The organism is Sulfitobacter sp. M39, assembly GCF_021735935.1.
Lineage (GTDB): Bacteria > Pseudomonadota > Alphaproteobacteria > Rhodobacterales > Rhodobacteraceae > Sulfitobacter.
In genome coordinates, this window is record NZ_WMDZ01000001.1 from 1074095 (window position 1) to 1098538 (window position 24444).

A 24444-nucleotide genomic window follows, 5' to 3' on the forward strand; every position below is an offset into this window, starting at 1 on the left:
TGCCCTATAAACTCCGGGGGGCCGGGGGGCTGGCCCCCCAACTCCCTAAAATTAAAAGAATACCCTATGAAACATTTTCTCGACATTCACCAAACCGATCCGGCTGACCTGCGCAGCATCATCGACAATGCCGCCACGATGAAAGCGTCCCGTCTGGGCCGCCCCCGTGGTGCGCCGGATGATGAACAGCCGCTCAAGGATCACATGGTTGCGCTGATCTTTGAAAAGCCCTCGACACGGACGCGGGTCAGCTTTGACGTGGGCGTGCGCCAGATGGGCGGGCAAACGATGGTGCTGTCCGGCGCAGATATGCAGCTCGGCCACGGCGAGACCATCGCCGACACGGCACGCGTGCTCAGCCGCTATGTCGATCTGATCATGATCCGCACCTTCGAAGAGGCGACCCTGCTGGAGATGGCGGAATATGCCTCTGTCCCGGTGATCAACGGGCTGACCAACCGGACGCACCCTTGCCAGATCATGGCCGACATCATGACCTTCGAAGAGCATAACGGCCCCATCAAGGGCAAAAAGGTGGTCTGGTCCGGTGACGGTAATAACGTCTTTGCCAGCTTCGCCCATGCAGCCAAAGCCTTTGATTTCGAACTTGTGTTTACCGGCCCGCAGACGCTGGACCCCGAGGCCGCGCTGAATGGCCTTTACACAACCGAGCGTGACCCGAACAAAGCGGTAGAGGGCGCGGATCTGGTCGTGACAGACACATGGGTGTCGATGCATGACCCGCAATCGGCGCGCGAACGTCGGCACAACCAGCTGCGCGGCTATCAGGTGAATGACGCGCTGATGGCCAAAGCAAAGCCCGACGCGCTGTTTATGCACTGCCTGCCCGCGCACCGCGATGACGAGGTGACAAGCTCCGTTATGGACGGCCCAAGCTCGGTCATTTTTGACGAGGCTGAAAACCGGCTGCACGCGCAAAAGTCGGTCATGCGCTGGTGCTTGGGGAAATGAGCGACCGGCGGCCCATCGTTGTCGCGGGTGCGGGGGCGATCGGCTGCTTTGTGGGTGGCATGCTTGCCGCCCACGGTCGCGATGTCACGCTGTTGGTCCGTCCCCGCGTGGCAGAGCAGATCCGCAAGCATGGTCTGCGGCTGACGGGTTTTGACGGGCTCGACCAACAGGTGCCTGCCGCAAGCCTGACCCTGTCACAGGACCCTGCCTGTCTTGCCGGGGCGGGGATCGTGCTGGTCACGGTCAAGACCGACGACACCGCCGACATCGCGCGGCTGGTGGCGCAGCACACGCCGGCGCTGTCGACCATTGTTAGCCTGCAAAACGGCCTCGACGCGGTCGAGATCCTGCGCGAGGCCTTGCCGCTGCATGATGTACGCGGGGGCATGGTGCCTTTTAACGTCGTCCCCCATGGCGACGGGCGGTATCACCGCGCGACCAGCGGGGATATCTTCGTCGAAACGGGCCGGATGCCATTGGCGGGCTATCTGTCCGTGCCGGGGTTGCAGGTCACGGGGACGGGGGCGATCATCGGCGTTCAATGGGGCAAGCTGCTGCTTAACCTGAACAACGCGCTGAACGCCCTGTCAGGGCTGACCTTGCAGGAACAACTGCTTGACCGGCGCTGGCGACGCGTGATGGCCGCCCAGATGGCCGAGGCGCTTGCCGTGCTAAAGGCTCATGGCATCCACCCTGCATCCTCCACGCCATTGCCCGCACAGCTGATCCCTTGGGTGCTGCGCCTGCCGACGCCGCTGTTCACGCGTGTCGCGGCCAAGATGCTGACGATTGACCCGATGGCGCGGACCTCGATGTCCTATGACCTGGAAGCGGGTAAACCGACCGAGATCGACGCGCTTCAGGGCCGGATCATCGCGATGGGGGCGCAGGAAGGCGTCGCCACGCCGCTTTGTCAGCGGGTCTCTGATCTGGTGAAAGAGGCGCAGGCGCGCGGTCCGGGGTTGCCCGATATGGACCCCTCGGACCTCCGCTAAGCGGCAAAGCCATTCGCCACAGCGCTTAGTTGACCAGCGCGTTCAGCCCCAGAAAGATCATCGCTGACATGGTTGCGGCCGCAGGGACGGTGATGACCCAGGCCGCGACGATGGTCATGAAGTGCGACCGGCGCACGAGTTTGCGGCGGCGGCGTTCCTCTACCGCGATGCGTTTGACCTGACCGGCTTTGGCTCCGGGGCGACGCAGGCGGCGCTCCATATGCCATTCGCGGTAGAAGCCTACGCCAAAAACGCCCCCCACAGCGATATGGGTGGAGCTCACGGGCAGGCCCAGCCACGAGGCGATGATCACGGTGATCGCTGCAGAGAGGGCGACGCAATAGGCGCGCATCGGGTTCAGCTTGGTGATCTGGCTGCCCACCATGCGGATCAGTTTCGGCCCGAAAAGGAACAGCCCGAAGGAAATGCCGAAGGCCCCGATCACCATCACCCACATGGGGATAGAGACTTTGGCCTCGAACCCGCCGAACTCCGAGGCGTGGACGATCGCGGCAAGGGGCCCAACCGCGTTGGCGACATCATTGGCCCCATGCGCAAAGCTGAGCAGCGCTGCGGAAAAGACCAGCGGCAGGCCGAACAATACTTTGACGGATTTGTTGCGGTTCTCCATCCCGACCGACGCGCGGCGGATGGCGGGGTAGGAAATGGCATAGGCCAGCACGCCACAAGCCAAACCGATCAGCAGGGCAGAACCCATGTTGATCTCGACGATCTTTTTGAGCCCCTTGAGTGCCAGATAGGTGGCAAAGACACCGGACATGACGCCAATCAGGATCGGCACCCAGCGACGCGAGGCTGCGATTTTGTCCTCTTGGTAAAGGATTTGTGACTTGATCAGCGCGAGGAACATCGCCGCGACAGCGCCGCCCAAGACGGGCGAGATGATCCAGCTAAGGGCGATCATACTCATCGAAGGCCAGTTGACCGCCGCCATCCCCGCAGCCGCGATGCCGGCCCCCATGACGCCGCCCACGACCGAGTGTGTGGTCGATACCGGTGCGCCCACCCATGTCGCCAGATTGACCCACAGTGCCGACGAGATCAGCGCGGCCATCATCGCCCAGATGAACACTTGGGAATCTGCGACCGACGCGGGGTCAATGATCCCTTTCGAGATGGTCGATACCACGTCGCCGCCAGCCAGAAGGGCACCGGCACTTTCGCAAATGGCAGCGATGATGATCGCGCTGCCCATGCTCAGCGCCTTGGCCCCGACAGCGGGGCCCATATTGTTGGCAACGTCATTGGCCCCGATGTTTACCGCCATATAGGCCCCGAAGGCCGCGGCGGCGATCACCACGTAGTTGGACGGCTGCGCGCCAAAGAACAGACCGGCGACCAGCGCGGCCAATACGATGAAGGCAAGGGCAATGCCAAATCCGACCATAGGCCGCGCCACATAGGTCGCGGCCTGTTCCACCCGCGAGATGCGGTTCAGGTCAGAATCCAGTGTTTTCCACTGTTGGCCTTTGGGTCCGTCGGTCATTGCTGCCTCATTTTCTAAAACCATGCGCTCGTGGCACAGTGAAAACGGTTTCGCAAGGCCGCACGGGGGGCTATCGGGCGTGGCGACTAGAGGTTCAGAAGGATTTCGCGCAAATCAGGCTCTGCCACCAGTTCGGCGGCTTCCTTTGGGGGCATCCAGCGGCGGGTGCGCATGTCGACCTCGGGGTATTCATCCTCGATGTGACGGACGCGGGTCAGGTATACCTGTGCGATGACGGGCGTGGTCATCCCTTCGGACAGGCCCTTGTCATAGTCATAGTACCCGATCGGCTCGCTTTCGATATCGGCCTTGGACACGCCTGCCTCTTCCCATGCTTCGCGCAGGGCGGCACCGGCACCGTCCAGCCCGTCAATCGGCCAGCCTTTTGGCACGATCCATCGGCCGGTGTCACGGCTGGTGATCATCAGGACTTCTTTACCTCCAGGAGTTTCACGGTAGCACAATGCGGCGACCTGAATACGTTTGGGGCGGCGCCAGATGGGGAGGATCATACCCTCCCACGCGCGTTTGAGTTCATGTATCATATTTAAAACGTTAACCTGTAACTTCGTTGTTCTTGCTTTTATCCGGTCATCGTAGCTGAAAAAGAGACGAGAAGCAATTTCACCCCCGCAAACCCTTGTGCAGCGGCGGTGTGCATCCCACTGTTTGATGGACCTAATAGGAGATTTAGCGCGATGGCCGCAGATTTAAAGACCGCAGATATTGGCGTTTATGGTCTGGGGACGATGGGCAGTGCGCTGGCGCTCAATCTGGCCGAGCAGGAGTTCCGTGTGGCGGTCAGCAACCGCGAAGCCGATTGGATCGCGCCCTTTCTGGAAGAGGCCGGACCGCTGGCGGGTCATCTGTCAGGCCACGCGACGCTTGAGGGTTTTGTCGACAGTATCGCGCAGCCGCGCAGCATCTTGTTCATGATCCCGTCGGGTGCTCCGATGGATGCGATGATCGACGCGGTGATGCCGCTGCTGGATGAGGGCGACACCATCATTGATGGCGGCAACGCCGATTTCCACGACACCCGACGCCGCGCCGCCGCCTTCGACGGTACGGGGCGGCATTTCGTCGGCATGGGCGTGTCGGGCGGCGAAGAGGGCGCGCGTCACGGCCCGTCGATGATGGTGGGCGGCACTGATCACAGCTGGACCCAGCTGCGCCCCATGCTCAGCGCGATTGCGGCCAAGTTTCAGGGCGCGCCTTGCGTAGATCATCTGGGGCCGGACGGGGCAGGGCATTTCGTCAAGACCGTGCATAACGGGATCGAATATGCCGACATGCAGATGATCGCCGAAGTCTACGGGCTGTTGCGCGACGCCGGCGGCCAAACGGCACCGCAGATCGGGGCGCTGTTTGAAAGTTGGCAGAAAGGGCAGCTGAGCTCGTACCTGATCGAGGTGTCTGCCGCCGCGCTGCAAACCGTGGATGCCGAGAGCGGGACGCCGATGGTGGATTTGATCCTTGATAAGGCGGGTCAGAAAGGCACGGGCCGCTGGACCCTGATCGAGGCGCTGAAGCTTGGCCAGTCGGCCAGCACGATCGAGGCGGCAGTCGGTGCCCGTGGCTGGTCCAGCGAGAAAGCCTTGCGGGTCGCGGCGGCGCCGCTCTTGCCGGATGCGGTGACCGGCGGCACGCTGCCAACCGAGGACGAGATGAAATCGGCCTTGCTGGCTGCGCGTATTCTGGGTCACGCGCAGGGGTTCCGCGTGTTATCTGCCGCCTCTGACGAATTTGGCTGGCAACTGGATATGGCCCGCATTGCAGAGATCTGGCGCGCGGGCTGTATCATCCGGTCAGCCTTGCTGGACGATCTGGCCGATGCGTTTCACGCAGGATTGCCCGAGGGGGCCTTGATCCTCGCCCCCGCCATCCGCGACATGCTGGGCGATCACCTTGCTGGCCTGCGCAAGACCGTCGCCGCCGGGGTGAGCCTGGGCGTGCCCATGCCCGCGCTGAGCGCGTCACTGGCGTGGTATGACAGCATCCGAACCGCACGCGGGTCCGCGAATTTGATCCAGGCGCAGCGCGACTTTTTCGGCGCGCATGGATTTGAACGCGGCGATATCGCGGGGGCGCACCACGGGACGTGGAACGCGATCCGGCGCGATTAGGGCGCTGGTTTAGCCGCGGTGTAGCGTCGACTGTGCGAAAGGGTCTGTCTCGTAGGTGACATGCGACAGATACAGACCGTGCGGCGGGGCGACGGGGCCGCAGGCTTGACGGTCCCGTGCAGCGAGCATCTGTTTCACATCATCGGCCGCAAATGATCCGGCCCCGACGCGTTCGAGCGTGCCCACGATGCTGCGCACCTGATTGTGTAGGAACGACCGCGCGCGCACGTCGAACTGTACCTCGATACCGCCGCCGACGGGATGCTCTGTCATATCCACGCGGTCCAGCGTTTTGACCGGAGTTTGCGCCTGACAGATGGTCGAGCGGAAGGTGGTGAAATCATGCTCGCCGATCAGATGGGTCGCGGCCTCGCGCATGCGGTCGATGTCCAGCGGCTTCTTGACCTGCCAGACCAGCCCCGCCTGATGTGTCGCCGGCGGGCGACGTACCAGCACACGAAACAGATACCGGCGTTCGAGCGCGGAAAAGCGAGCGTGAAAGTCATCATCCACCGCGACGCAATCGACGATCGCAATGGGCAGTGGTTTCAGATGATAGTTGATCGCCTCGGACAGGCGGAACGGGGTCCAGTCACGTTCCATATCGCAATGGGCGACCTGCGCCAGCGCGTGGACACCGGCGTCGGTGCGCCCTGCGGCGGCGATGTTGTGGGCGCGCGGTTCGATCTTGGCCAAAGCGTGCTCTATCGCGCCTTGGACCGACGCAAGGTCGATCTGGCGTTGCCAGCCGACAAAAGGGGCGCCGTGGTATTCGATTTTCAGGGCATAGCGTTGCATGGCGGGCGTTTACCCTGAGGGTGCCCATCTGGCAATCCCTGACCCGCGTGCCTATGTTAGAGCTTAACGACAGGTGAAGGCGGACACGGGCTTTGGTACTCTCAAGAATTGCCGATGGCATTTGGCGGCAGGTAGAAAATGTGCAGGACGGCGTGTCCGAGACATTTTTCGAGCCTGTGATCCGTCTGGGCGTGACCGGTTTGGCGCGCTCCGGCAAGACCGTCTTTATCACCTCGCTTGTGGCGAACCTGCTGGATCGCGGGCGGATGCCGGGGCTGCTTGCGGCTTCCGAAGGGCGGATCGAGGCGGCGTTCTTGCAGCCGCAGCCCGACGATACCGTGCCGCGGTTCGAATATGAAAATCACCTTGCCGCGCTGACCGGTCCTACGCCGCATTGGCCCGAGAGCACCCGCGCCATATCGGAGCTGCGCCTGTCCTTGCGCGTGCGGCCAAACGGCTTGCTTGCGGGGTTTCAGGGGCCGCGCACGGTGCATCTGGATATCGTGGATTACCCCGGCGAATGGCTGCTGGATCTGGCGCTGATGGATGTGGATTACGCCACGTGGTCGGCGCAGGTGCTGGCACGGATCGCCAACCGCGAAGAAGCTGCGGGCTACCGCGCGCTGGTGGACGGGACCGACCCCGAGGCGGCGTTGGACGAACCCGTGGCCCAAGCGCTGGCCGCCAGCTTTGCCGAGTATCTGCAAACGGCACGTGCGAATGGCTATTCCGACTGCACGCCGGGGCGGTTCCTGCTGCCCGGTGATCTGGCCGGATCGCCGGTGCTGACCTTTGCGCCCCTGCCGGGCGGCGAGGGGTCGCGCGGGTCGCTTTTGCGCGAGATGGCGCGGCGGTTCGAAGCGTATAAACGGCAGGTGGTCAAACCATTCTTTCGCGATCACTTTACCCGGATCGACCGGCAGGTCGTGCTGGTCGATGCGCTTGGCGCGATCAATCAGGGTCCCCGCGCGGTCGAGGACCTGCGCGCTGCCATGGGCGATATCCTTGGCAGCTTCAAACCCGGACGCAATGGATTTCTGACGCAGCTTTTGCGCGGCAAACGGGTCGAGAAAATCCTCTTTGCCGCGACCAAGGCCGACCATTTGCACCACAGCCAGCACGCCAGCCTCACCGCGATTATGGAGGCGTTGACCCGTGATGCCCGCGACCGCGCGCGCTTTGCGGGGGCTCAGACGTCCGCCATGTCGTTGGCGTCCTTGCGTGCCACCACCGAAGCCACGATGCAGCACAACGGCGAAACCCTAGAGGTCGTGCGCGGCAGCCTGCTGGATACCGGCAAAGAGGCCGCGTTCTATCCCGGTGAACTGCCCAAAGACCCGGCACATCTTCTAAGCCCGGCGCGGGCGGGGGCGGAAAAATGGCTGGATCAGGATTATCAGATCATGCGTTTCGCGCCTGCTCGGCTGAACCTGCACCCCGGTGACGGGCCGCCGCATATCCGTCTGGACCGCGCGGCGGAATTCCTGATCGGGGATCGTCTGTGACCGGTGACGATGTGACCATCGTACCCGCGCGGGTGCTTGATGCCGGTCGCCTGTCAGAGGTGATGGCCTGCGCCAATGCAGACCACGATTGGCTGCCTCAGGCCCACAGCCGCGCAGAAGAGATCGGCACCTTGGGCGACATGATCGACGTGGGCTGGGTGCAGGTGGCGCGGACCGAGGGGCATGTCGTGGGCTTTCTGGCACGGCGTGCGGCCGAGATTCACGGGCTGTATCTGCACCCCAAGGCCCAAGGCAAGGGCATCGCGCAGCGATTGCTGAACGGGGCCAAGGCACAAAGCGATCGGCTCGCGCTGTGGAGCTTCGAGGCGAACGTGCGGGCGTCGCGGTTCTACCGTGCCGCGGGCTTTATCGAGGTGGCGCGCAGCGACGGGGCAGGCAATGATTTCGGGCTGCCCGATGTGCGGTTTGAGTGGATAAAAGGGGCGGCGTGATGGCCAAGGGTCCGGTGCTATTTGATCTTGAAGAAGACACAACCGCGCGGCCTTCGGTATCGGATGCGCCACCGGTGCCCGATGTCGGTGCACCCGCGCCGCAAGGGCAGGCGATGCAGATCGCGGCACGGCTGGCCGCGCGCAAGCCGTCAAAGCTGGTGCGCCTGTTCTGGTGGCTGCTGACCACGCTGATCGGCGCGCTGGTGTCGATTGCCGCGTGGAACTTTATCATGGGGCTGCTGGCTAGCTATCCGCTTTTGGGCATGGTGATGACCGTGCTTATTGGTGCGGTGCTGCTGGTTCTGGTGCTGCTGTGTCTGCGTGAATTGGCGGCCTTTAGCCGTCTGGCGCGACTTGACGGGTTGCATCACGATGTGGGGCAGGCACTGGTGCAGAATGATCTGAAAGCCGCGCGGGCTGTGACGGACCGGCTAGTCGGACTGTATCAGGGGCGCGAGGATACCCGTTGGGGCCGCGACCGTCTGGCAGAGCTGCGCGGCGATCAGTTGGATGCGCAGACCCTGCTGGCCCTGACCGAGGCAGAGCTGTTGGGCCCGCTCGACATCGCCGCCAGCCGCGAGGTCGAGGCGGCGGCCCGTCAGGTCGCGACGGTGACGGCGCTGGTGCCCCTGGCGCTGGCCGATGTGGTCGCGGCGATGACCAGCAACCTGCGCATGATCCGACGCGTGGCCGAGGTTTACGGCGGGCGCTCGGGCTTCTTTGGCTCGTGGCGGCTGACGCGGGTGGTGCTGTCGCATCTGGTGGCGACAGGGGCCGTGGCTGTGGGCGACGATATGCTAGAGCCGATCCTTGGCGGAACGATGCTGGCAAAACTGTCGCGCCGCTTTGGAGAGGGGCTGGTGAACGGCGCGTTGACTGCCCGCGTTGGCGTCGCCGCGATGGAGGTTTGTCGCCCCATGCCGTTCTCGGAAACGCGCCGCCCCAAGGTGCGCAGCATCATCAAACGCGCGCTGTCGGGGCTGTTTTCCAAAGGCAGTTAGATGCCGGAGCGAGGGGGCTTGTCGGTCGATCTGCTGCGGCCTATAAGGCTGCACATGACCCGGAACTCCGCGATCATTATTCGAATTATTTTCCCGGCGCTCTGATTGACGAGACGCCGGGCAGAGGTGCTTGAGTTTTTCGCACCGCATCCGAACATTCACCATTCCGAAATACCGTTGCCAAAGGACGCCCGCCATGTGCGCCGACACCCCCGAGACGCTTGACTATAAATCCACGCTGAACCTGCCAAAAACCGATTTCCCGATGCGCGCGGGCCTGCCCAAACGCGAACCCGAATGGCTGGAGCGGTGGGAAAAGATCGGCGTCTATGACCGCCTGCGTGAAAAACAGGGGCGCAAGCCTTTTACGCTGCACGACGGCCCCCCCTATGCGAATGGCAACCTGCATATCGGCCACGCGCTGAACAAGACGATCAAGGATATGATCGTGCGGTCGCACCAGATGATGGGCTTCGACGCGCGCTATATCCCCGGTTGGGATTGCCACGGTCTGCCCATCGAATGGAAGATCGAGGAACAGTACCGCCAGAAAGGCCGCGACAAGGACGATGTGCCGATCAATGATTTCCGCGCCGAATGCCGCAAGTTCGCCGCCGGCTGGGTTGATGTGCAGCGCGAGGAATTCAAACGTCTGGGCATCACCGGCAACTGGGCCGATCCCTATCTGACGATGGATTTCCACGCGGAACGTGTGATCGCCGAAGAATTCATGAAGTTCCTGATGAACGGCACGCTCTATCAAGGCTCCAAACCCGTGATGTGGTCGCCGGTCGAAAAGACCGCGCTGGCCGAGGCCGAGGTGGAATACCACGACAAGGAAAGCTTTACGATCTGGGTGAAGTTCAAGGTTGTCGGCACGGATGACGCCACCCTTGACGGCGCTCACGTCGTGATCTGGACCACGACGCCCTGGACCATGCCGTCCAACAAGGCTGTCGTCTATGGCGAAGATATCTCTTACGGTCTGTACGAAGTCATCGGTCGCCCCGAGGAATCCTGGGTCAACATCGGCGACCGCTATCTGCTGTCGGACAGCATGGCGATGGATGTGTTCGGACGTGCACGTCTGGACGACACCATGGTGCGCCGTTTGCGGGATGTGACGCAGGACGAGCTGGCAAAGATCAAGTTGCAGCACCCGCTGGCGGGGGCCGACGGCAGCAATGGCGAATGGGACGATCTGCGCGACTTCCGCGCCGCCGATTTCGTGACCGACACCGAAGGCACGGGCTTTGTGCATTGCGCGCCGTCCCATGGTCTTGAAGAATATGAGCTCTACCGCGGTCTGGGGATGCTGGATCAGGTGATCACCTATAACGTGGTCGAAGACGGGTCCTTCCGCGCGGATCTGCCGTTCTTTGGCGGCAAGAAGATCCTCAAACCCAACGGCAAGGAAGGCGACGCCAACACCGCCGTGATCAACAAGCTGGTCGAGGTCGGCGGGCTGCTGGCGCGGGGCAAGATCAAGCACAGCTACCCGCATTCCTGGCGCTCCAAGGCTCCGGTCATTTACCGCAACACGCCGCAGTGGTTCGCCGCAATCGACCGGCCCGTTGGCGACGGGCAGGACACATTCGGCAAGACCATCCGTGAACGCGCCCTGACCGAGATCGACAACGTCAACTGGGTGCCCAAAAAGGGCCGCAACCGTCTGCACTCGATGATGGAGGCACGCCCCGACTGGGTGCTGTCACGTCAACGGGCCTGGGGCGTGCCGCTGACCTGCTTTACCAAGAATGGCGCGCTGCCAACGGATGAAGACTTCTTGCTGCGTAACCCCGAGGTCAACCAGCGCATTGTCGAGGCGTTCGAGGCTGACGGTGCGGATGTCTGGTACGAAGACGGCGCGAAAGAGCGGTTCCTTGGCGGCATCGTAAACCCCGACGACTATACCCAAGTGTTCGACATTCTGGACGTGTGGTTCGATTCCGGTTCGACCCACGCCTTCGTTCTGCGCGACCGCGAGGATGGCTCGGAAGACGGTATCGCGGATGTCTATATGGAAGGCACCGACCAACACCGCGGCTGGTTCCATTCGTCGCTGCTGCAATCCGTGGGCACCACAGGCCGCGCGCCTTACCGCAACGTGGTGACGCATGGGTTTACGCTGGATGAGAAGGGCATGAAGATGTCCAAATCCATCGGCAACACCATCGTGCCCGAAAAGATTGTCCAACAGTATGGCGCGGATATCCTGCGGCTTTGGGTGGCGCAGACCGATTATACCGCGGACCAGCGGATCGGGCCGGAAATCTTGAAAGGCACTGCCGACAGCTACCGCCGTTTGCGCAATACCATGCGCTATATGCTGGGGGCGTTGTCTGACTTTACCGATGCCGACCGGACCGACCCCGCGGAGATGCCAGAGCTTGAACGCTGGGTGCTGCACCGTGTGGCAGAGCTGGATCAGGTCGTGCGCGAAGGCTATGCGCGCTACGACTTCCAAGGCGTGTTCCAGGCGGTGTTCACCTTTGCCACGGTTGATCTGTCCGCGTTCTATTTCGACGTGCGTAAGGATGCGTTGTATTGCGACGGCGACACGCTGCGCCGCCGTGCTGCGCGCACGGTGCTGGATATCCTATTCCACCGTCTGACGACATGGCTGGCCCCCGTGCTGGTGTTCACCATGGAAGAAGTCTGGCTTGAGCGGTTCCCCGGCGACGAAAGCTCGGTCCACCTGACGGATATCCCTGAAACTCCCAAGGCGTGGCTGAATGCTGATCTGGCGGCGAAATGGGCCAAGGTGCGTGCCGCGCGGCGGGTTGTGACATCTGCGTTGGAAGTGCAGCGGGTGGAAAAGGTCATCGGGGCCTCGCTCGAGGCCGCACCTATGGTGTTTGTTGCCGATGACGCTCAGCGAGCGGCGCTTGAAAGCGTTGCGTTCGAGGATGTCTGTATCACGTCAGCCATCGCCATCACCGGCGATGACGCCCCGGCAGAGGCGTTCCGTATGCCAGAGACCGACGGCGTTGCCGTGGTGTTCGAGAAAGCTTCGGGCGAGAAATGCGCACGCTGCTGGAAGGTACTGCCGGATGTCGGCACCCACGATCACGCGGGTGTCTGTGCCCGGTGTGACGAGGCTGTGTCCTAAGATGACGCCGCGCCGCTTGATCCGGACACTCGGGTGAAGCGGCGCAGCATCCCCACGCGCTTTGGCACCTTGGTCGTGACCGAGGATGCGGGCGCGATTACCCACCTGCATTGGGGGCAGGATACCCTATACCAAGACAAAAGCGCGCTGCTGGATGAGGCAGAGGCACAGCTGCGTGCCTATGATGCAGGGTGGCTGACACAGTTCACGCTGCCACTGCGCATTGGCGGCAGTGCCACGTTGCAAGCGGTCTGCGCCGAGATGTCGGCGATCCCCTTTGGCGATACGGTGACCTACGGCAACATCGCGACCAAACTGGCGATCCCGGCGCAAGTGGTGGGGCAGGCCTGCGGGCAGAATCCTGTCCCCGTCATCGTGCCGTGCCACCGTGTGATGGGGGCCAAGGGGCTGACCGGATACTCGGGTGCTGGCGGGGTAGAGACCAAGGTCGCCCTGCTACGCCACGAAGGGGCGGCGGGGTTGCTGATCTAAATCAGGGGTTTCGTGCCGTTGCCTTGGCCCTGCGCGCCTCTATCAGGCTTCGCGGTCGTAAAGATACTGCTGCGCGACACCGGCAAACATCAGATAGAGGCTGGTGATGATCAGGCCCCAATGGGCCCAGCTTTGCGGGTGGAAATCGACCCACGCGGCCCAACCGGCAAAGAACGTCCAGCCTAGCGCCATCGGCAGGGTGACCATGCGCCAACGTTCAGTCCGGACAGGATGTACGAATTTTAGCGGGGCGAACATGGTAATGGCCAAGATCGTGACAAGCACCAGCGATACCCACCACGGCGGCGACAGGGCAAAGAGCACCAGCACCAGCATGTTCCAGCATCCGGGGAAGCCCCAGAAGGAGTTATCCTTGGTTTTCATGCGTGTGTCGCAGAAATACATGGCGCTTGCGAAAGTGACGATGATGATCATGACCCAACCGCTCCACCCGTCCATGAGGGCGGAATGGAACAGCGCAAAGGCCGGAATGAACACATAGGTGAGATAGTCGATGATCAGATCAAGCAGCACGCCGTCGAATTCGGGCGCATTGGTCTTTACGTCGTATTTACGCGCCAGCGGCCCGTCGATCCCGTCGACAAAGAAGGCGACAACCAGCCAGAGGAACATCATATCCCAGCGTTCGTCGGCGGCCGCAAGCATGGCCAGCATGGCGAAAATCGCACCCGTCGCAGTGAACAGATGGACAAGAAGGGCACGGGAATGAATATTCATATGCGACAGATGACAAATCTTTTCGACGGATGCAAAAGGAAAAGCGTGTGTTGCCGCGCAGGCTTGGGTTGACCCCGCTCGCGATTCCGCCTAAAGCCAGCAAACCAATTTCAGGGTTTGCCGTAGCGCGGCCCATATGGGTATTGCACCGGATCGCCGGAAATGCCCCGCAGCAAAAGGATAGACCCATGTCGCGCGTTTGCGAATTGACCGGAAAAGGCCCGATGACGGGCAACAACGTAAGCCACGCCAAGAACCGTACACGTCGTCGGTTCTTGCCAAACCTGAACGATGTCACCCTGCAGTCCGAAGCACTGGGCCGCGGTTTCAAGTTCCGCATCTCGGCAGCTGCTTTGCGCACTGTTGACCACCGCGGTGGCTTGGACAAGTTCATGGCGAAGGCAAAGGACACTGAACTGTCCGTCAACGCGTTGAAAGTTAAGAAAGCAATTGCAAAGTCCAGCGCCACAGCCGAAGCGCTGTCGTAAGACTTTCCAATCGTTACGATGTTGCAGCCCTGGCCCTTGGCCGGGGCTGCGTCGTTTTGGGCTGGTGCTTTTTCAAGCGCTTCGTCTAGGGTGCGGCCCATGACCCTGCGTTCCCTCTCAGCTTTGGTTCTGGCGTTGATGCTGGCCCTCACGGGTCAAAGCATGGCTGTCGCGCGTGGGGCCTCTGCGGCTACGGGGCAGATGGTGCTGTGCACCGGTTCGGGCCCTGTGGCGATTTATGTGGATGCGCAGGGCAAGCCGACCTCGGCCCCGCATATCTGCCCCGATTCGGCGCTTAACGTTGCAATGGCAAGCGCGGTGGCTTTGGCGGCCGCACCGATGCGGATTATGACCTTTGTCGCGCCGGCGGTGCATGTCCTGACAGCCGATGTGCCGCGACGTAAAACGCGCCACGACCCAAGGGCCCCGCCTGTCGCTGTCTGAGCCACACCCTTCACAGACATTTTGAATATGACGACAGGATATATCAATGACACCTGCTTTGCTGACCCGCGCTGTCTGCGCATTGTTTCTCTTTTCCGCCCCTCTCGCTGCCGAAGGCATCATGGTGGATGACGCCTACATCCGCAGCTCAACCGCGAAATCCACCTCCGGTGCGGCGTTTATGGTGGTGATGAACCACTCTGGCGCGGATGACCGTTTGATCGGGGCGTCCTCCGACGTGGCCGACAAGGTCGAGATGCATTCCCACACCTCTGACGACAATGGCGTCATGCGGATGGGCGAGATCGAAGGCGGCGTGGCCATTGCGGCGGATGACATGCATGCCTTCAAACGTGGCGGCGATCACCTGATGTTCATGGGGCTGAAAGGGCCGCTGGTGCAGGGCGCGATGGTACCCGTGACACTTGAGTTCGAAAAGGCCGGCATGGTCGAGATCGAGGTGATGGTCGATCAGGATCGCAAGCCGAACCATGGCGCGATGAAGCACGACAAGATGGATCATGGGGACATGAAGCATGACCACGGTGATATGGATCACACCGGTCACGAGATGCCGAAAGACTGAGCCTTTTCGCACCCATGAATGGTAGCGGCCCGATGTGTGTTAAAACGCGGGCCGCTGCTGGGGTGGGGTGCCCAAGAGTTCCTCCACCCAATCGGTGACCACACGCGTCGCCGGACCCGTGCGGTGTTCGGCAAACTGGTTTCCCACGGCAGAACGTTCGAGGTTCAGCTCTACCGTATGGGCCCCATTGCGCCGCGCCTCTGCCACGAAACCGGCGGCGGGGTAGACGTTGCCAGAGGTGCCGATGGCTGCAAAGATATCGGCCCCGGCCAGATGGTCAAAAATCTCGTCCATGTCATAAGGCATTTCGCCGAACCAAACGATGTCGGGCCGCGCGGCTGGGGCATTGCAGGCGGGGCAGGGATCACCGACAGCCATGACCATAGGTGCGGGCCAACGGTGGTCGCAGGCAGCGCAGAGCGCTGAATTCAGCGCGCCGTGCATATGGATCACCCGCGCGCCGCCCTGTTCGTGCAGATCATCGACATTCTGCGTCACAATCACCACCTGTCCGGCGTAATTTGCCTGCAGTCGGGCCAGCGCTTGATGCGCCGCGTTCGGTGATACCTCTGCCGCCTGTTTGCGGCGCCCGTTATAGAAATCGACAACCAGTTGCGGGTCGCGGGCAAAGCCTTCGGGGGTGGCGACGTCCTCGACCCGGTGCTGCGCCCAAAGCCCGTCTTCGGCGCGGAAGGTATCAATGCCGCTTTCCGCGGAAATGCCCGCGCCGGTCAGAATGACGATCTTGCTCATGTCAGCCCCTTTGTTTTGCGCCCCAAGTGAACCAGCCGCGCAGCTTTTGCGCAAGCGGTCAGCCCTCTAGCGCTTCGAAGCTGGACGCGAGCCAGGGCAGCTGCGCCACCGTCGGCGCGATCATGTGGGACCGAAGCAGTTGCCGCATCGTGTCGGCGATGTTCTGCGGCACCGGCCCCGTCCAGTCCGACCCTGCAAACAGCGAGATCTGCCGCGTTAATCCGGGCGTGGGAAGCGGGTGCACCGCAAGCTGCTGGTGAAACCGCTCTGCGCGGCAATAGCCGAAGGGCGTCGTGATGGCCCAACCGATGCCCCGTGCAACCATCGCCATCAGGGCGAGGTGGCTGCCGATTTCGAATTGCGAGGGCAGGGTGATATTGCTGCGCGTCAGGTGGTTGGTGATCTGGTCGGCGATCAACTGGTCTGCCGCATATTTAACGAAGGGCAGGGCGGATCGCCCCGTCATCAGCGCGGCACTGTCGCCGTCAAAGCTGGCGGGGGTGACGATCACAAAGGGATCGCGGGCCAGCGGAATCTCGATCAGCCCGCTTTTGGCATCCCCGCTGGTGGCGGCAATGGCGATATGAAGCGATTTGTCCTGCACCGACTGGATCAGCCCCTTGCTGCCGTCGGTCACCATGCGAAAGCGACAGCCCGCCATGCTGTCGGCCAGAAGGGTCGCCAGACGCGGGGTGACATCGTTGTCAAAGTCGTCGATCACGCCAAGGCTCAGGTCGCTGAGATTGGCAAGGTCCATGACCGTCAACTCGGATTGCGCCAGCCGGATATGGGCCAGCGCCGCGCCGCTGTGCCGCAGAAAGCTTTCGCCCGCCGCGGTCAGACGCATGGGGCGCGTGCTGTGGTCGATCAGGGCGGTGCCCATGGCGGCTTCGAGGTTGCTGATCTGCTGGCTCACGGCGGGTTGGCTTAGCCCGGTCAGCGCGGCGGCCTGCGCGACCGATCCACGGCTGGCCAAAGCCTCGAACACCTCTATGCCGCGCAGGGTGATGCCTTTTTTGATCATGGTGCTAGGTCCCTTCGTCCTTTCCAATTTTGTGAAGCATGCCTGATAAATTGGCAAGGTTGGTGGGAATCATGCCTCCATAGTTTCACAAAAGTGAAATGAGCCCTGGGGTGGGGTGGCGGTACTTGAAGCTTGGCTGCGAGAGGCGCACCATAAGGAAAATCACGCACCGGAGGCCTCATGAAAATCGCAACCGCCGCATACCCGCTGGATGTCCTGACCAGCTGGGCGCAATATGAAGACAAGCTTGCAGGCTGGGTCGCAACGGCGGCCGCCAGCGGGGCGGAGCTGTTGGTTTTTCCCGAATACGGCGCGATGGAGCTTGCTACGCTCGCTGGCCTTGACGTGGCGGGTAATCTCGAGGCGTCGCTGTTTGCGGTCTCTGACCGGTTGGCGGATGCGGATGCGGCGCATCAGAAACTGGCGGCGGAATATGGCGTGCATATAGTGGCCGCATCGGGGCCCGCGGTGACCTCTGCTGCCGCCCGACCGGTGAACCGCGCACGTCTGATCACCCCTTCAGGTCAAGTCGGGATACAGGACAAGCAGATTATGACCCGATTCGAACGCGAGGTTTGGGGCGTGGTCGGCGGGGAGCCTCTGCGCATCTTCGAGACAACATTGGGCAAGATCAGCATCCTCATCTGCTATGATAGCGAGTTTCCTCTGCTGGGCCGTGCTCTTGCTGATTGTGACATCATCGCCGTGCCGAGCGTGACCGAGGCGCTGGCAGGCTATTGGCGTGTCCGCATCGGATCGATGGCGCGGGCGCTGGAAAATCAATGCGTTACGGCCATGTCATCCTGCATCGGCCCTGCGGATTGGTCAGAGGCGCTTGGCGACTCGTACGGGGCGGGCGGCATCTTCTGCCCGCCGGATGTGGGCTTTCCATCCACCGGAGTTCTTGCCGCCGCCGAGATCAATGTGCCCGGCTGGACCTTTGCCGAGGTCGACATCGCCCAGATCAGCCGCGTGCGTGCAGACGGCGTGGTTTTGAACCGAAACCACTGGGAGGATCAGTTCGGGCGTGACGCAACGGCCATAAACGTGCCTTTGATGTGAATACCCCTTGAAAAAAGGGAAAATTGCGCCCATTTAAGCCTGCGTCCTGAAATTGCAGGACAAAGTGTTCAAGGAGAGACCATGGCCAAGGAAGACACGCTCGAATTCCCCGGTATCGTGAAAGAACTTCTGCCGAACGCGACGTTCCGGGTCGAGCTTGAAAACGGCCATGAGATCATCGCACATACGGCAGGCAAGATGCGCAAGAACCGCATCCGTGTTCTGGCTGGCGATAAGGTACAGGTGGAAATGACCCCCTATGATCTGAGCAAAGGCCGGATCAATTACCGCTTTAAATAATACGCTTTTCCGAGAATCACCCAGTGGTTTTCGGGCAGCGATCTAGGATCGCATATGAGTTTTATCCTCGGATCAGGAAGTCCGCGCCGCAAGGAATTGCTGGCGCAAATCGGCGTTGTGCCTGACGATATTCGCGCGCCCGATATCGACGAAACGCCCCATACCGCCGAGCTGCCGCGCCCCTATTGTGCGCGTATGGCCCGTGAAAAAGCCGCCGCCGTGCAGGCGGGGGCCGATGATATCGTGCTGTGTGCCGATACCACCGTCGCTGTGGGGCGGCGAATCCTAGGCAAACCCGCGGATGAAGCAGAGACGATCCGTTTCCTGCGCCTCATGTCGGGGCGTCGCCACAAGGTCATCACGGCCGTCGCGGTCAAGCGCGGCGACAAGCTGTGGCAGCGCGATGTGGTTAGCACCGTCCGCATGAAACGACTGTCGGACGCCGAAATCACGGCCTATCTGGCAACCGGTGACTGGCAGGGCAAAGCCGGCGGCTATGGTATTCAGGGGCCGGCAGGAGCCCTTATCCCGTGGATCAGCGGATCATTCACCGGCATCGTCGGCCTGCCATTGGCCGAAACAGCAAACCTGCTGCGTGCTGCAGGATATGTTTTCGCAGGAGAGACCTCATGAAGGGCCGTACGATCGTTCTGGACCATTTTGGCGACATCGAAGCCGCCGCGCTGATCGTGGACGGCAGGCTGGATGATCTTTTGATCGACAGTGACGGGCCGCGCCCTGGCACGATCTACCGCGCCATTGCGGACCGTCCGGTCAAAGGGCAGGGGGGGATGTTCCTCAAGACGCCTGATGGTTCTGCGTTCTTGCGCCAGATCAAGGGGTTGGCACCCGGACAGCCAATTCTCGTGCAGGTTTCGGGCTATGCCGAACCGGGCAAAGCCATTCCGGTGACGCAAAAGCTATTGTTCAAAAGCCGCTATGCCATCGTGACCCCCGGCGCGCCCGGCACCAATATCTCGCGCAGTATCCGCGACGAGGAAGAACGGGACCGGCTGCTCGAAATTGCGCATGAAGCGTCCGACGGGGCCGCACATGGCCTGATTCTCCGGTCCTCTTGCGCTGGCGCGGATGCCGATGACATCGCCGATGATATCGACGCGATGCTGGCGCTGGCGGACAAGGTATTGGACGACCCCTCCACCGACATGGAGGTCCTGTCCGAAGGCGATGGTCCGCATATTCTGGCCTGGCGCGACTGGGTCGAGCCCGCCGACGTCGTGACCGACCCCGGTGGTTTTGAAACCCATGGCGTGTTGGACACTGTCGACAGCCTCTCGCAGCCGCGCGTCGCGCTTGACGGTGGTGCCTTTCTGTTTGTGGAACCCACCCGTGCGTTGGTGGCCGTTGATGTGAACACCGGTGCGGATGTGTCCCTTGCTGCCGGGATCAAAGCGAATATGGCCTGTGCCCGCGCCTTGCCCCGCGCCCTGCGTCTGCGCGGGTTGGGCGGGCAGATCACGCTTGACCTTGCGCCCATGCCCAAAAAAGATCGCCGCCCGTTCGAGACCGCGTTGCGCCAGGCCTTCCGCGCCGACGACGTGGAAACGACGCTGGTCGGTTGGACCCCCCTGGGCCACTACGAACTGCAACGCAAACGCGCCCGTATGCCTTTGGTCGAGGTGCTAAAGTGACCTGCCCGATCTGCGACCGTGAAACCTCTCCCAAGTATCGCCCCTTCTGTTCCGGGCGCTGCGCTGACGTGGATCTGGCCAAGTGGATGAACGGCAGCTACGCGACCCCCAGCCGCGACCCCGAGGATATCGAAGCCGCAATCGAAGCCACCGAGGCCGCTTTGAACGCCCCCGACAAGCCGCATTAGAATTTTCCGAAAAAACCTTTGCCAAACATGGCGAAACCCTCTGGACACCCCCGCCGCAAACTCCTAGAACCCGCACACCCGACCACTACGGTGGTCTCCGGTGCCCGGGTAGCTCAGGGGTAGAGCAGTGGATTGAAAATCCTCGTGTCGGTGGTTCGATTCCGCCCCTGGGCACCATATCAACCCATTGAGGTTGTTAGACATTATCGCCTCCATTACTGTACGTCTCGGCTTGGGTTGACACTTTTTCGAAGTGGTTTGACATTTTCTGTGCGCTTTTTGTTCGCCTCGTCCAGCGCGTGCACTGTGTTCCTATTCTTGGCGGCGAGGTTCGCGGAGCGTGAATAGTGGCCTGCCATTGAAGTGGTGGCTTGGCCTAGCAGGTCCGCAATTTCTCGCTCGTCCTTACCTTCTTCTCGAAGGGTGGTAGCGACCGTATGGCGTAGACCCTTCATGGTGAGACCAGCCGCAATAGCCTCGTCCTTTTCCAGCTTCCGCTTGAGACGGTGAAATGCGCTGGATAGCCCGTCATAAGTCCAAGGCTTACCGTTAGAGCTTGCCAGCACCGTGATCGCCATATGCTTTGGTGCGTCATCCAAAGCGGCGCGAAGGCGTGTCCCAATAGGGACTGAGATTTCGCGTCCCGTCTTGCCACGAAAGCCGGTGATGATGTCGCCATCCACGGCGTCTCGGCGCAGCTTGACAGCATCCGATGGATCAAGTCCGGTATTTGCCATCAATGCCAGCGCCGCGCGTAGGGCGGGCGAAGCGGCTTCCAAGACTGCCCTTTCCTCGGCCACGGACCAAGGCCGGTTTGCATACCCTGCGTCACGTGGACGGCGCTTGGCGATAACGCCCTCGGCAGGGTTGTGGTCTATTAGACCGTGGGGCCGTGCAAACTTGAACACCTGCCGCAGAAAAGTCAGAACGTAGTTGCCCCGCCGCCATCCAAGTTTCGCTGCGGCCTTGTCGTGGATCCCCGAGATAAGGGGTGTTGTCAGCAGATGAATTGGCGTGTCTGCAATAGTGGCTAAATAGTCGCCACACAGGCGGTAATCACGCTTGGTTGCCGGGGCTAAGTTCGCGAAGTGATCCGTTTTGAAGTAGTGGGTGAGCAGCGCGCCAAGGGTGCCTGCTTTCGGTGCGAGGGTTCCTTGTGCGTTCGCAGCAGCGGTGATCTTGTCGCACGCGGCAAAAAACTCTGCGGAGCCAAACGGAGCTTTTTCAAGATCCACTTTGTTTCCAGTCGCGCGATGATAACAGCGCATCCGTCCGTGGCGGTCGCTGAATACCTTGAACCCCTTTACACGCACCCTTGTCATCCCAGCCTCGCCAGAATGTCGTCGTGAGTTTGCGCTCCGCTATCGTCCTTAACCGTGTCAATCCAGCGGTCCAGATCGCGCTTGTCGTAGAGGTCTGCACCTTCCCGCAACGCAACCGGCTGGACAGGGCAGAGCGCCTTGAAATGCTTAACTGCCAGCCCGCAATAAGCCGCCGCCTCAGAAATACGATACATGCGCTTTTCGACAACGCTGATATTGAGGCTGGTGGTAGTCATTCTTAGCCCTCTGCTCCGTCGAACAGCGGGCGAACAAGCGCCTCAATGTTGTCGAGGCTTATAACGACGCTACCGTAAAAGTCGGGATTACTCAGGAATTGACCAAGTTCGGAACCTCGGACCAACTCGTAGTCAAAATGCCCCGGCATATGCACCTTTGTGCACTCGTCATCGGTAGGTGTGGGCGAGCCGCGCGGAGTGCTCGGGATGATCCGGCCCACCATCCCGGTCGAAAGCACAAGAAATACTTCGTCATCTTTGAACCCATAAATGTGCTGCAAAGCGACCTTGGCATGTGCGGCGCTTACCCCAATCTCCAAGAGCCGATCAAAAGTAGCAATCTTGATTGCTTCGGTGATGTCCCATTGACGCCCTGATGGCCCAGCACTTGTTTCCATTTTTGGTGCAATTAGATCGCGCGCCACCCATTGATCGAGACGTGACTTGCTTATCGAGAGACCCTTGCAAAGTTCTCTGGTGCTGATTGTGTTGACCATCTGACCTATCCATCGTTTCGATGTAATCTGTTTTATTACTGACGTGTTGTCAATATATAAGTGCTGCCGTGCTTTGAGGACACCCGGCGGTGCATGGTGCGCTGCTTTGACTGAGAACAGCCCGCGCACCGGGGCCGATCCTACAGGCCTTGATCACGCGCATACGCGAAACAATCGAAGCAAAGCATCCTGCGACGTTGCGTAGGCTGGAAGGTCTTGCCGCACCGAGTGCAGGGGCGCTCAGGCCGATCAATCGCTGCGTCCCGTGCCCACTGCCCCGGCGCGTCTTCTTTGCTCACCAGCACGTGCGGGTTCGTGCCGTTCCAGAATGGCAACTTTTTGCGGAGCAAGGTCATGGAGCGCACAGGGCCTCATATGCTGCACGGGCAGCGCCTTTCACCGGGCCGCGCGAGTTACTTGGAAAGCGCACGCGCGGATGTGGTGTCCACCAGCCCCAGCCTTTGTCGGGCACATGGTAGAGGCGAAATTCCTCTAGACGGAAGCCGCGCGCTTCTACATCGAAGGTCGCCACGACTTTGGCCCCGCGCTTCATTGCCAAGGGCGTTAGTAAAATGCTGATTCCCGTGATCGCAAAGTCACTCATCGGCCCAGCCCACCAGCGCGGCGGCGGCTTGCGGGTCTACGCCCGCCGCTTTGGCTTCAGCCATTGCCTTGACGATTGCGGTCAGGGCGCGGGCACGGCCACCGGCGTCGTAGGCTTGCAGCGGTTGCATCACGTCCAGCGTCACCGGCTGGCCCAGCTTGGCGGTCGCTTCCTCACCGATCATGGCCGCGATGGGTTGCAGCACCCATTGAGCAAGGTGGCGCTGACCTTCACGGATGAGCGGCCCGGTCGCGGCGGGCGCGTTCATCGCGGGCAGGATACCAAACGCCATGTTAATCCCATCCCGTGCCCCGGCGAGGGTTTCGTGCGTCATGGCTTTGGACAGGTCCGGCGTCACGTCTTGCGGCTTCCAGTCTTGCGAGGGCGCAGGCCCGCCCGCCGCCGCAACCGCGACCGATTCCCTCACCAGCACCTTGCCGCGATTGCCCCGAAACCCACGCGCCATCGCCTCAAGGTCCGTTTGCGGGGCCTCGGGGAAGGGCACGATTGAGGTGCCCAGGGGGGCCAGTTCAAAGACCTCGGCCAGCGCCGATTCCAGCGCGTTCAAAAGACCCGCCGTCAGGCTTGCCCGCTTGAGCGGTGCGGTCCCGTAGTAGGGCGCGGCCACGTCGCAACCGATCCGCAGGTGCAGCACCTCAGCCGCCAAGGCGGTCAGACTGCGCCCGCCGCCCGCCTCTGAGACGCTGATACGGTATGCGGTGGGGAAACCGTCGCGGGTGCGCAAATCCCAATCCGAACACGCTACCAGTCCCTTGTCGCGGATGAGAAACACGGCTTCTCCCCGCAGGGCCAGCGACCGGGCGCAGAGGGCCAGAGCACGGCGGTCCAGAAGATCCGTGCCGGTCACGTCCGCAAGGCTCAGGCCACCCTCCCAAAGCGACACGGCCCCTTGTGCGGTCGCGGTCAGTTCGGCAATGCCCCGCTGCCCGCTCACATAGGCTTCCCTTGCGTCCATGATTTCAGCCGTGAAACCGGACCCGCTCGCCCGTGTCTCGATCTTGGCTTTGCGATTGAATGGCCACATGCTCAGGCCCTCCTTTTGTAAGGGCGCAACAGGTCAGCCGCCCCGCTCAGGTCCATTGCCCGGGCAATCCACTTCGGATCACGGCGGTATTCTTCGCTCATATCGCCACCCATGCTCATGCCATAGCTGGACGCGCCCGCACGGTCCGGCTCATCGGCAAGATATTCGGCAAGGCGGCGATAGGCCTCTGAGACAGGCGCAGGGACCGGACCCGCGCCAACCTGACCAGTGATCCGAAACGTCCCGTCAGAGGGTAGACACAGGCCCAGAGGCCCCGGCAACAGGTCAACGGCGGTCCATGCCGCATCCCACCAGCGTTCGGCAGAGTGGCTGACAAGCGGTGTCAGAGGCGGCAAGAATTGATCCCCGGCGCGGCCCTCAATTGTCCATGCCACAGCGCGGGCTGAGCAGCGGACGCCACTGCACGCCTCAATCCGCGACCAGAGCGCGGAGGGGTTCAACGCAGCCGCCGCCGATGATAGGCCAGACGGCACGTCCGGCCATGCCACTGGAATTGCCTCGGATTGTGCTAGTAAGTCGATCAT

The 24444-nt window shown here is 61.7% G+C and carries 27 protein-coding genes and 1 tRNA gene; 17 read left to right on the plus strand and 11 right to left on the minus strand.

The features are described 5' to 3' along the window. Positions 1-66 precede the first annotated feature (66 nt). Positions 67-972 (plus strand): ornithine carbamoyltransferase, encoded by a 906-nt coding sequence (gene argF / locus GLP43_RS05235; RefSeq protein WP_237278465.1) that lies wholly within the window; start codon positions 67-69, stop codon positions 970-972. Then, entirely contained in the window at positions 969-1967 is a 999-nt protein-coding gene (locus GLP43_RS05240; protein WP_237278466.1) for a 2-dehydropantoate 2-reductase, read from the plus strand. Before argF ends, GLP43_RS05240 begins: the two co-directional genes overlap by 4 nt. 25 nt (positions 1968-1992) lie before the next feature. Here the strand turns inward: GLP43_RS05240 and GLP43_RS05245 are convergent, their stop codons facing one another. Then, positions 1993-3474 (minus strand): inorganic phosphate transporter, encoded by a 1482-nt coding sequence (locus GLP43_RS05245; protein ID WP_237278467.1) that lies wholly within the window; start codon positions 3472-3474, stop codon positions 1993-1995. Positions 3475-3560: 86 nt separating this feature from the next. Continuing rightward, the gene (locus GLP43_RS05250) at positions 3561-4019 is read right to left on the minus strand and encodes an NUDIX hydrolase (protein ID WP_237278468.1); all 459 of its coding nucleotides are present in this window, start codon (positions 4017-4019) and stop codon (positions 3561-3563) included. Positions 4020-4172: 153 nt separating this feature from the next. Here GLP43_RS05250 and gndA point away from each other — a divergent pair, with 153 nt between their 5' ends. Next, entirely contained in the window at positions 4173-5600 is a 1428-nt protein-coding gene (gndA, locus tag GLP43_RS05255; RefSeq protein ID WP_237278469.1) for an NADP-dependent phosphogluconate dehydrogenase, read from the plus strand. Between the two features lie 9 nt (positions 5601-5609). Here gndA and truA read toward each other — a convergent pair whose 3' ends face one another. Continuing rightward, a complete protein-coding gene (gene truA / locus GLP43_RS05260) occupies positions 5610-6398 on the minus strand; it encodes a tRNA pseudouridine(38-40) synthase TruA (RefSeq protein WP_237278470.1) in 789 nt (262 codons plus the stop codon). Between the two features lie 92 nt (positions 6399-6490). Between truA and GLP43_RS05265 the strand changes: the two genes are divergently transcribed. The 5 genes from GLP43_RS05265 to GLP43_RS05285 all read left to right on the plus strand — a co-directional run bounded on the left by GLP43_RS05265 (position 6491) and on the right by GLP43_RS05285 (position 12960). Beyond that, the gene (locus GLP43_RS05265) at positions 6491-7903 is read left to right on the plus strand and encodes a YcjX family protein (protein WP_237278471.1); all 1413 of its coding nucleotides are present in this window, start codon (positions 6491-6493) and stop codon (positions 7901-7903) included. Continuing rightward, on the plus strand, positions 7900-8355 hold the full coding sequence (locus GLP43_RS05270; RefSeq protein WP_237278472.1) for a GNAT family N-acetyltransferase: 456 nt from the start codon (positions 7900-7902) through the stop codon (positions 8353-8355). The genes GLP43_RS05265 and GLP43_RS05270 overlap by 4 nt, the downstream gene beginning before the upstream one ends. Continuing rightward, on the plus strand, positions 8355-9356 hold the full coding sequence (locus tag GLP43_RS05275) for a YcjF family protein (protein WP_237278473.1): 1002 nt from the start codon (positions 8355-8357) through the stop codon (positions 9354-9356). The genes GLP43_RS05270 and GLP43_RS05275 overlap by 1 nt, the downstream gene beginning before the upstream one ends. A gap of 196 nt (positions 9357-9552) precedes the next feature. Then, a complete protein-coding gene (ileS, locus tag GLP43_RS05280) occupies positions 9553-12468 on the plus strand; it encodes an isoleucine--tRNA ligase (RefSeq protein WP_237278474.1) in 2916 nt (971 codons plus the stop codon). Positions 12469-12501: 33 nt separating this feature from the next. Then, positions 12502-12960, plus strand: a complete 459-nt coding sequence (locus GLP43_RS05285) for a methylated-DNA--[protein]-cysteine S-methyltransferase (protein ID WP_237278475.1) — start codon at positions 12502-12504, stop codon at positions 12958-12960. A 42-nt stretch (positions 12961-13002) separates the two neighbouring features. Here the strand turns inward: GLP43_RS05285 and GLP43_RS05290 are convergent, their stop codons facing one another. Beyond that, positions 13003-13698 carry a CDP-alcohol phosphatidyltransferase family protein gene (locus GLP43_RS05290; RefSeq protein WP_237278476.1) on the minus strand — a complete coding sequence of 232 codons (696 nt, stop codon included), beginning with the start codon at positions 13696-13698 and terminating at the stop codon, positions 13003-13005. A gap of 188 nt (positions 13699-13886) precedes the next feature. Between GLP43_RS05290 and rpmB the strand changes: the two genes are divergently transcribed. The 3 genes from rpmB to GLP43_RS05305 all read left to right on the plus strand — a co-directional run bounded on the left by rpmB (position 13887) and on the right by GLP43_RS05305 (position 15216). Beyond that, positions 13887-14186, plus strand: a complete 300-nt coding sequence (gene rpmB, locus GLP43_RS05295) for a 50S ribosomal protein L28 (RefSeq protein ID WP_005851725.1) — start codon at positions 13887-13889, stop codon at positions 14184-14186. Between the two features lie 99 nt (positions 14187-14285). Continuing rightward, a complete protein-coding gene (locus GLP43_RS05300) occupies positions 14286-14630 on the plus strand; it encodes a hypothetical protein (RefSeq protein ID WP_237278477.1) in 345 nt (114 codons plus the stop codon). A 46-nt stretch (positions 14631-14676) separates the two neighbouring features. After that, positions 14677-15216 carry a copper chaperone PCu(A)C gene (locus GLP43_RS05305; RefSeq protein WP_237278478.1) on the plus strand — a complete coding sequence of 180 codons (540 nt, stop codon included), beginning with the start codon at positions 14677-14679 and terminating at the stop codon, positions 15214-15216. A gap of 39 nt (positions 15217-15255) precedes the next feature. On the opposite strand, the gene GLP43_RS05310 is transcribed toward GLP43_RS05305, so the two are convergent. Both GLP43_RS05310 and GLP43_RS05315 read right to left on the minus strand, forming a co-directional pair. Continuing rightward, the gene (locus GLP43_RS05310) at positions 15256-15969 is read right to left on the minus strand and encodes an NAD-dependent deacylase (protein WP_237278479.1); all 714 of its coding nucleotides are present in this window, start codon (positions 15967-15969) and stop codon (positions 15256-15258) included. A 58-nt stretch (positions 15970-16027) separates the two neighbouring features. After that, positions 16028-16993, minus strand: coding sequence for a LysR family transcriptional regulator (locus GLP43_RS05315; protein WP_237278480.1), 966 nt, complete (start codon positions 16991-16993; stop codon positions 16028-16030). 180 nt (positions 16994-17173) lie between these two features. Between GLP43_RS05315 and GLP43_RS05320 the strand changes: the two genes are divergently transcribed. The 6 genes from GLP43_RS05320 to GLP43_RS05345 all read left to right on the plus strand — a co-directional run bounded on the left by GLP43_RS05320 (position 17174) and on the right by GLP43_RS05345 (position 20372). Continuing rightward, entirely contained in the window at positions 17174-18055 is an 882-nt protein-coding gene (locus tag GLP43_RS05320; protein WP_237278481.1) for a carbon-nitrogen hydrolase family protein, read from the plus strand. Positions 18056-18136: 81 nt separating this feature from the next. Then, positions 18137-18355, plus strand: a complete 219-nt coding sequence (gene infA / locus GLP43_RS05325; protein WP_005851736.1) for a translation initiation factor IF-1 — start codon at positions 18137-18139, stop codon at positions 18353-18355. 54 nt (positions 18356-18409) lie between these two features. Further along, positions 18410-18988 (plus strand): Maf family protein, encoded by a 579-nt coding sequence (locus GLP43_RS05330; RefSeq protein WP_074635797.1) that lies wholly within the window; start codon positions 18410-18412, stop codon positions 18986-18988. Continuing rightward, positions 18985-20007: a ribonuclease E/G gene (locus GLP43_RS05335; RefSeq protein WP_237278482.1), complete on the plus strand. Its 1023-nt coding sequence runs from the start codon at positions 18985-18987 to the stop codon at positions 20005-20007. Before GLP43_RS05330 ends, GLP43_RS05335 begins: the two co-directional genes overlap by 4 nt. Beyond that, positions 20004-20195: a DNA gyrase inhibitor YacG gene (locus tag GLP43_RS05340; protein WP_237278483.1), complete on the plus strand. Its 192-nt coding sequence runs from the start codon at positions 20004-20006 to the stop codon at positions 20193-20195. The genes GLP43_RS05335 and GLP43_RS05340 overlap by 4 nt, the downstream gene beginning before the upstream one ends. Before the next feature lie 102 nt (positions 20196-20297). Further along, positions 20298-20372 (plus strand) — tRNA-Phe (locus GLP43_RS05345). 38 nt (positions 20373-20410) lie between these two features. On the opposite strand, the gene GLP43_RS05350 is transcribed toward GLP43_RS05345, so the two are convergent. From GLP43_RS05350 to GLP43_RS05370, 5 genes are all read right to left on the minus strand, one after another. After that, positions 20411-21430, minus strand: coding sequence for a tyrosine-type recombinase/integrase (locus GLP43_RS05350; RefSeq protein ID WP_237278484.1), 1020 nt, complete (start codon positions 21428-21430; stop codon positions 20411-20413). Positions 21431-21513: 83 nt separating this feature from the next. Beyond that, the gene (locus GLP43_RS05355; RefSeq protein WP_237278485.1) at positions 21514-21753 is read right to left on the minus strand and encodes a hypothetical protein; all 240 of its coding nucleotides are present in this window, start codon (positions 21751-21753) and stop codon (positions 21514-21516) included. Positions 21754-21755: 2 nt separating this feature from the next. Next, positions 21756-22250, minus strand: coding sequence for a hypothetical protein (locus GLP43_RS05360; RefSeq protein WP_237278486.1), 495 nt, complete (start codon positions 22248-22250; stop codon positions 21756-21758). 596 nt (positions 22251-22846) lie between these two features. Beyond that, complete coding sequence (locus GLP43_RS05365; protein ID WP_237278487.1) at positions 22847-23899, minus strand: phage portal protein; 1053 nt, start codon at positions 23897-23899, stop codon at positions 22847-22849. Between the two features lie 2 nt (positions 23900-23901). After that, a complete protein-coding gene (locus GLP43_RS05370; RefSeq protein WP_237278488.1) occupies positions 23902-24444 on the minus strand; it encodes a hypothetical protein in 543 nt (180 codons plus the stop codon).

Excerpts from the sequence above, each read along its gene's own strand:
- GLP43_RS05300 (WP_237278477.1), top strand. The coding sequence starts at position 14,286 with ATGACCCTGCGTTCCCTCTCAGCTTTGGTTCTGGCGTTGATGCTGGCC.
- GLP43_RS05365 (WP_237278487.1), bottom strand. The coding sequence starts at position 23,899 with ATGTGGCCATTCAATCGCAAAGCCAAGATCGAGACACGGGCGAGCGGG.
- GLP43_RS05290 (WP_237278476.1), bottom strand. The coding sequence starts at position 13,698 with ATGAATATTCATTCCCGTGCCCTTCTTGTCCATCTGTTCACTGCGACG.
- GLP43_RS05360 (WP_237278486.1), bottom strand. The coding sequence starts at position 22,250 with ATGGTCAACACAATCAGCACCAGAGAACTTTGCAAGGGTCTCTCGATA.
- GLP43_RS05240 (WP_237278466.1), top strand. The coding sequence starts at position 969 with ATGAGCGACCGGCGGCCCATCGTTGTCGCGGGTGCGGGGGCGATCGGC.
- gndA (WP_237278469.1), top strand. The coding sequence starts at position 4,173 with ATGGCCGCAGATTTAAAGACCGCAGATATTGGCGTTTATGGTCTGGGG.
- argF (WP_237278465.1), top strand. The coding sequence starts at position 67 with ATGAAACATTTTCTCGACATTCACCAAACCGATCCGGCTGACCTGCGC.
- GLP43_RS05330 (WP_074635797.1), top strand. The coding sequence starts at position 18,410 with ATGAGTTTTATCCTCGGATCAGGAAGTCCGCGCCGCAAGGAATTGCTG.
- GLP43_RS05245 (WP_237278467.1), bottom strand. The coding sequence starts at position 3,474 with ATGACCGACGGACCCAAAGGCCAACAGTGGAAAACACTGGATTCTGAC.
- GLP43_RS05250 (WP_237278468.1), bottom strand. The coding sequence starts at position 4,019 with ATGATACATGAACTCAAACGCGCGTGGGAGGGTATGATCCTCCCCATC.
- rpmB (WP_005851725.1), top strand. The coding sequence starts at position 13,887 with ATGTCGCGCGTTTGCGAATTGACCGGAAAAGGCCCGATGACGGGCAAC.
- GLP43_RS05355 (WP_237278485.1), bottom strand. The coding sequence starts at position 21,753 with ATGACTACCACCAGCCTCAATATCAGCGTTGTCGAAAAGCGCATGTAT.
- GLP43_RS05320 (WP_237278481.1), top strand. The coding sequence starts at position 17,174 with ATGAAAATCGCAACCGCCGCATACCCGCTGGATGTCCTGACCAGCTGG.
- GLP43_RS05305 (WP_237278478.1), top strand. The coding sequence starts at position 14,677 with ATGACACCTGCTTTGCTGACCCGCGCTGTCTGCGCATTGTTTCTCTTT.
- ileS (WP_237278474.1), top strand. The coding sequence starts at position 9,553 with ATGTGCGCCGACACCCCCGAGACGCTTGACTATAAATCCACGCTGAAC.
- GLP43_RS05335 (WP_237278482.1), top strand. The coding sequence starts at position 18,985 with ATGAAGGGCCGTACGATCGTTCTGGACCATTTTGGCGACATCGAAGCC.
- truA (WP_237278470.1), bottom strand. The coding sequence starts at position 6,398 with ATGCAACGCTATGCCCTGAAAATCGAATACCACGGCGCCCCTTTTGTC.
- GLP43_RS05310 (WP_237278479.1), bottom strand. The coding sequence starts at position 15,969 with ATGAGCAAGATCGTCATTCTGACCGGCGCGGGCATTTCCGCGGAAAGC.
- GLP43_RS05275 (WP_237278473.1), top strand. The coding sequence starts at position 8,355 with ATGGCCAAGGGTCCGGTGCTATTTGATCTTGAAGAAGACACAACCGCG.
- infA (WP_005851736.1), top strand. The coding sequence starts at position 18,137 with ATGGCCAAGGAAGACACGCTCGAATTCCCCGGTATCGTGAAAGAACTT.
- GLP43_RS05370 (WP_237278488.1), bottom strand. The coding sequence starts at position 24,444 with ATGATCGACTTACTAGCACAATCCGAGGCAATTCCAGTGGCATGGCCG.
- GLP43_RS05315 (WP_237278480.1), bottom strand. The coding sequence starts at position 16,993 with ATGATCAAAAAAGGCATCACCCTGCGCGGCATAGAGGTGTTCGAGGCT.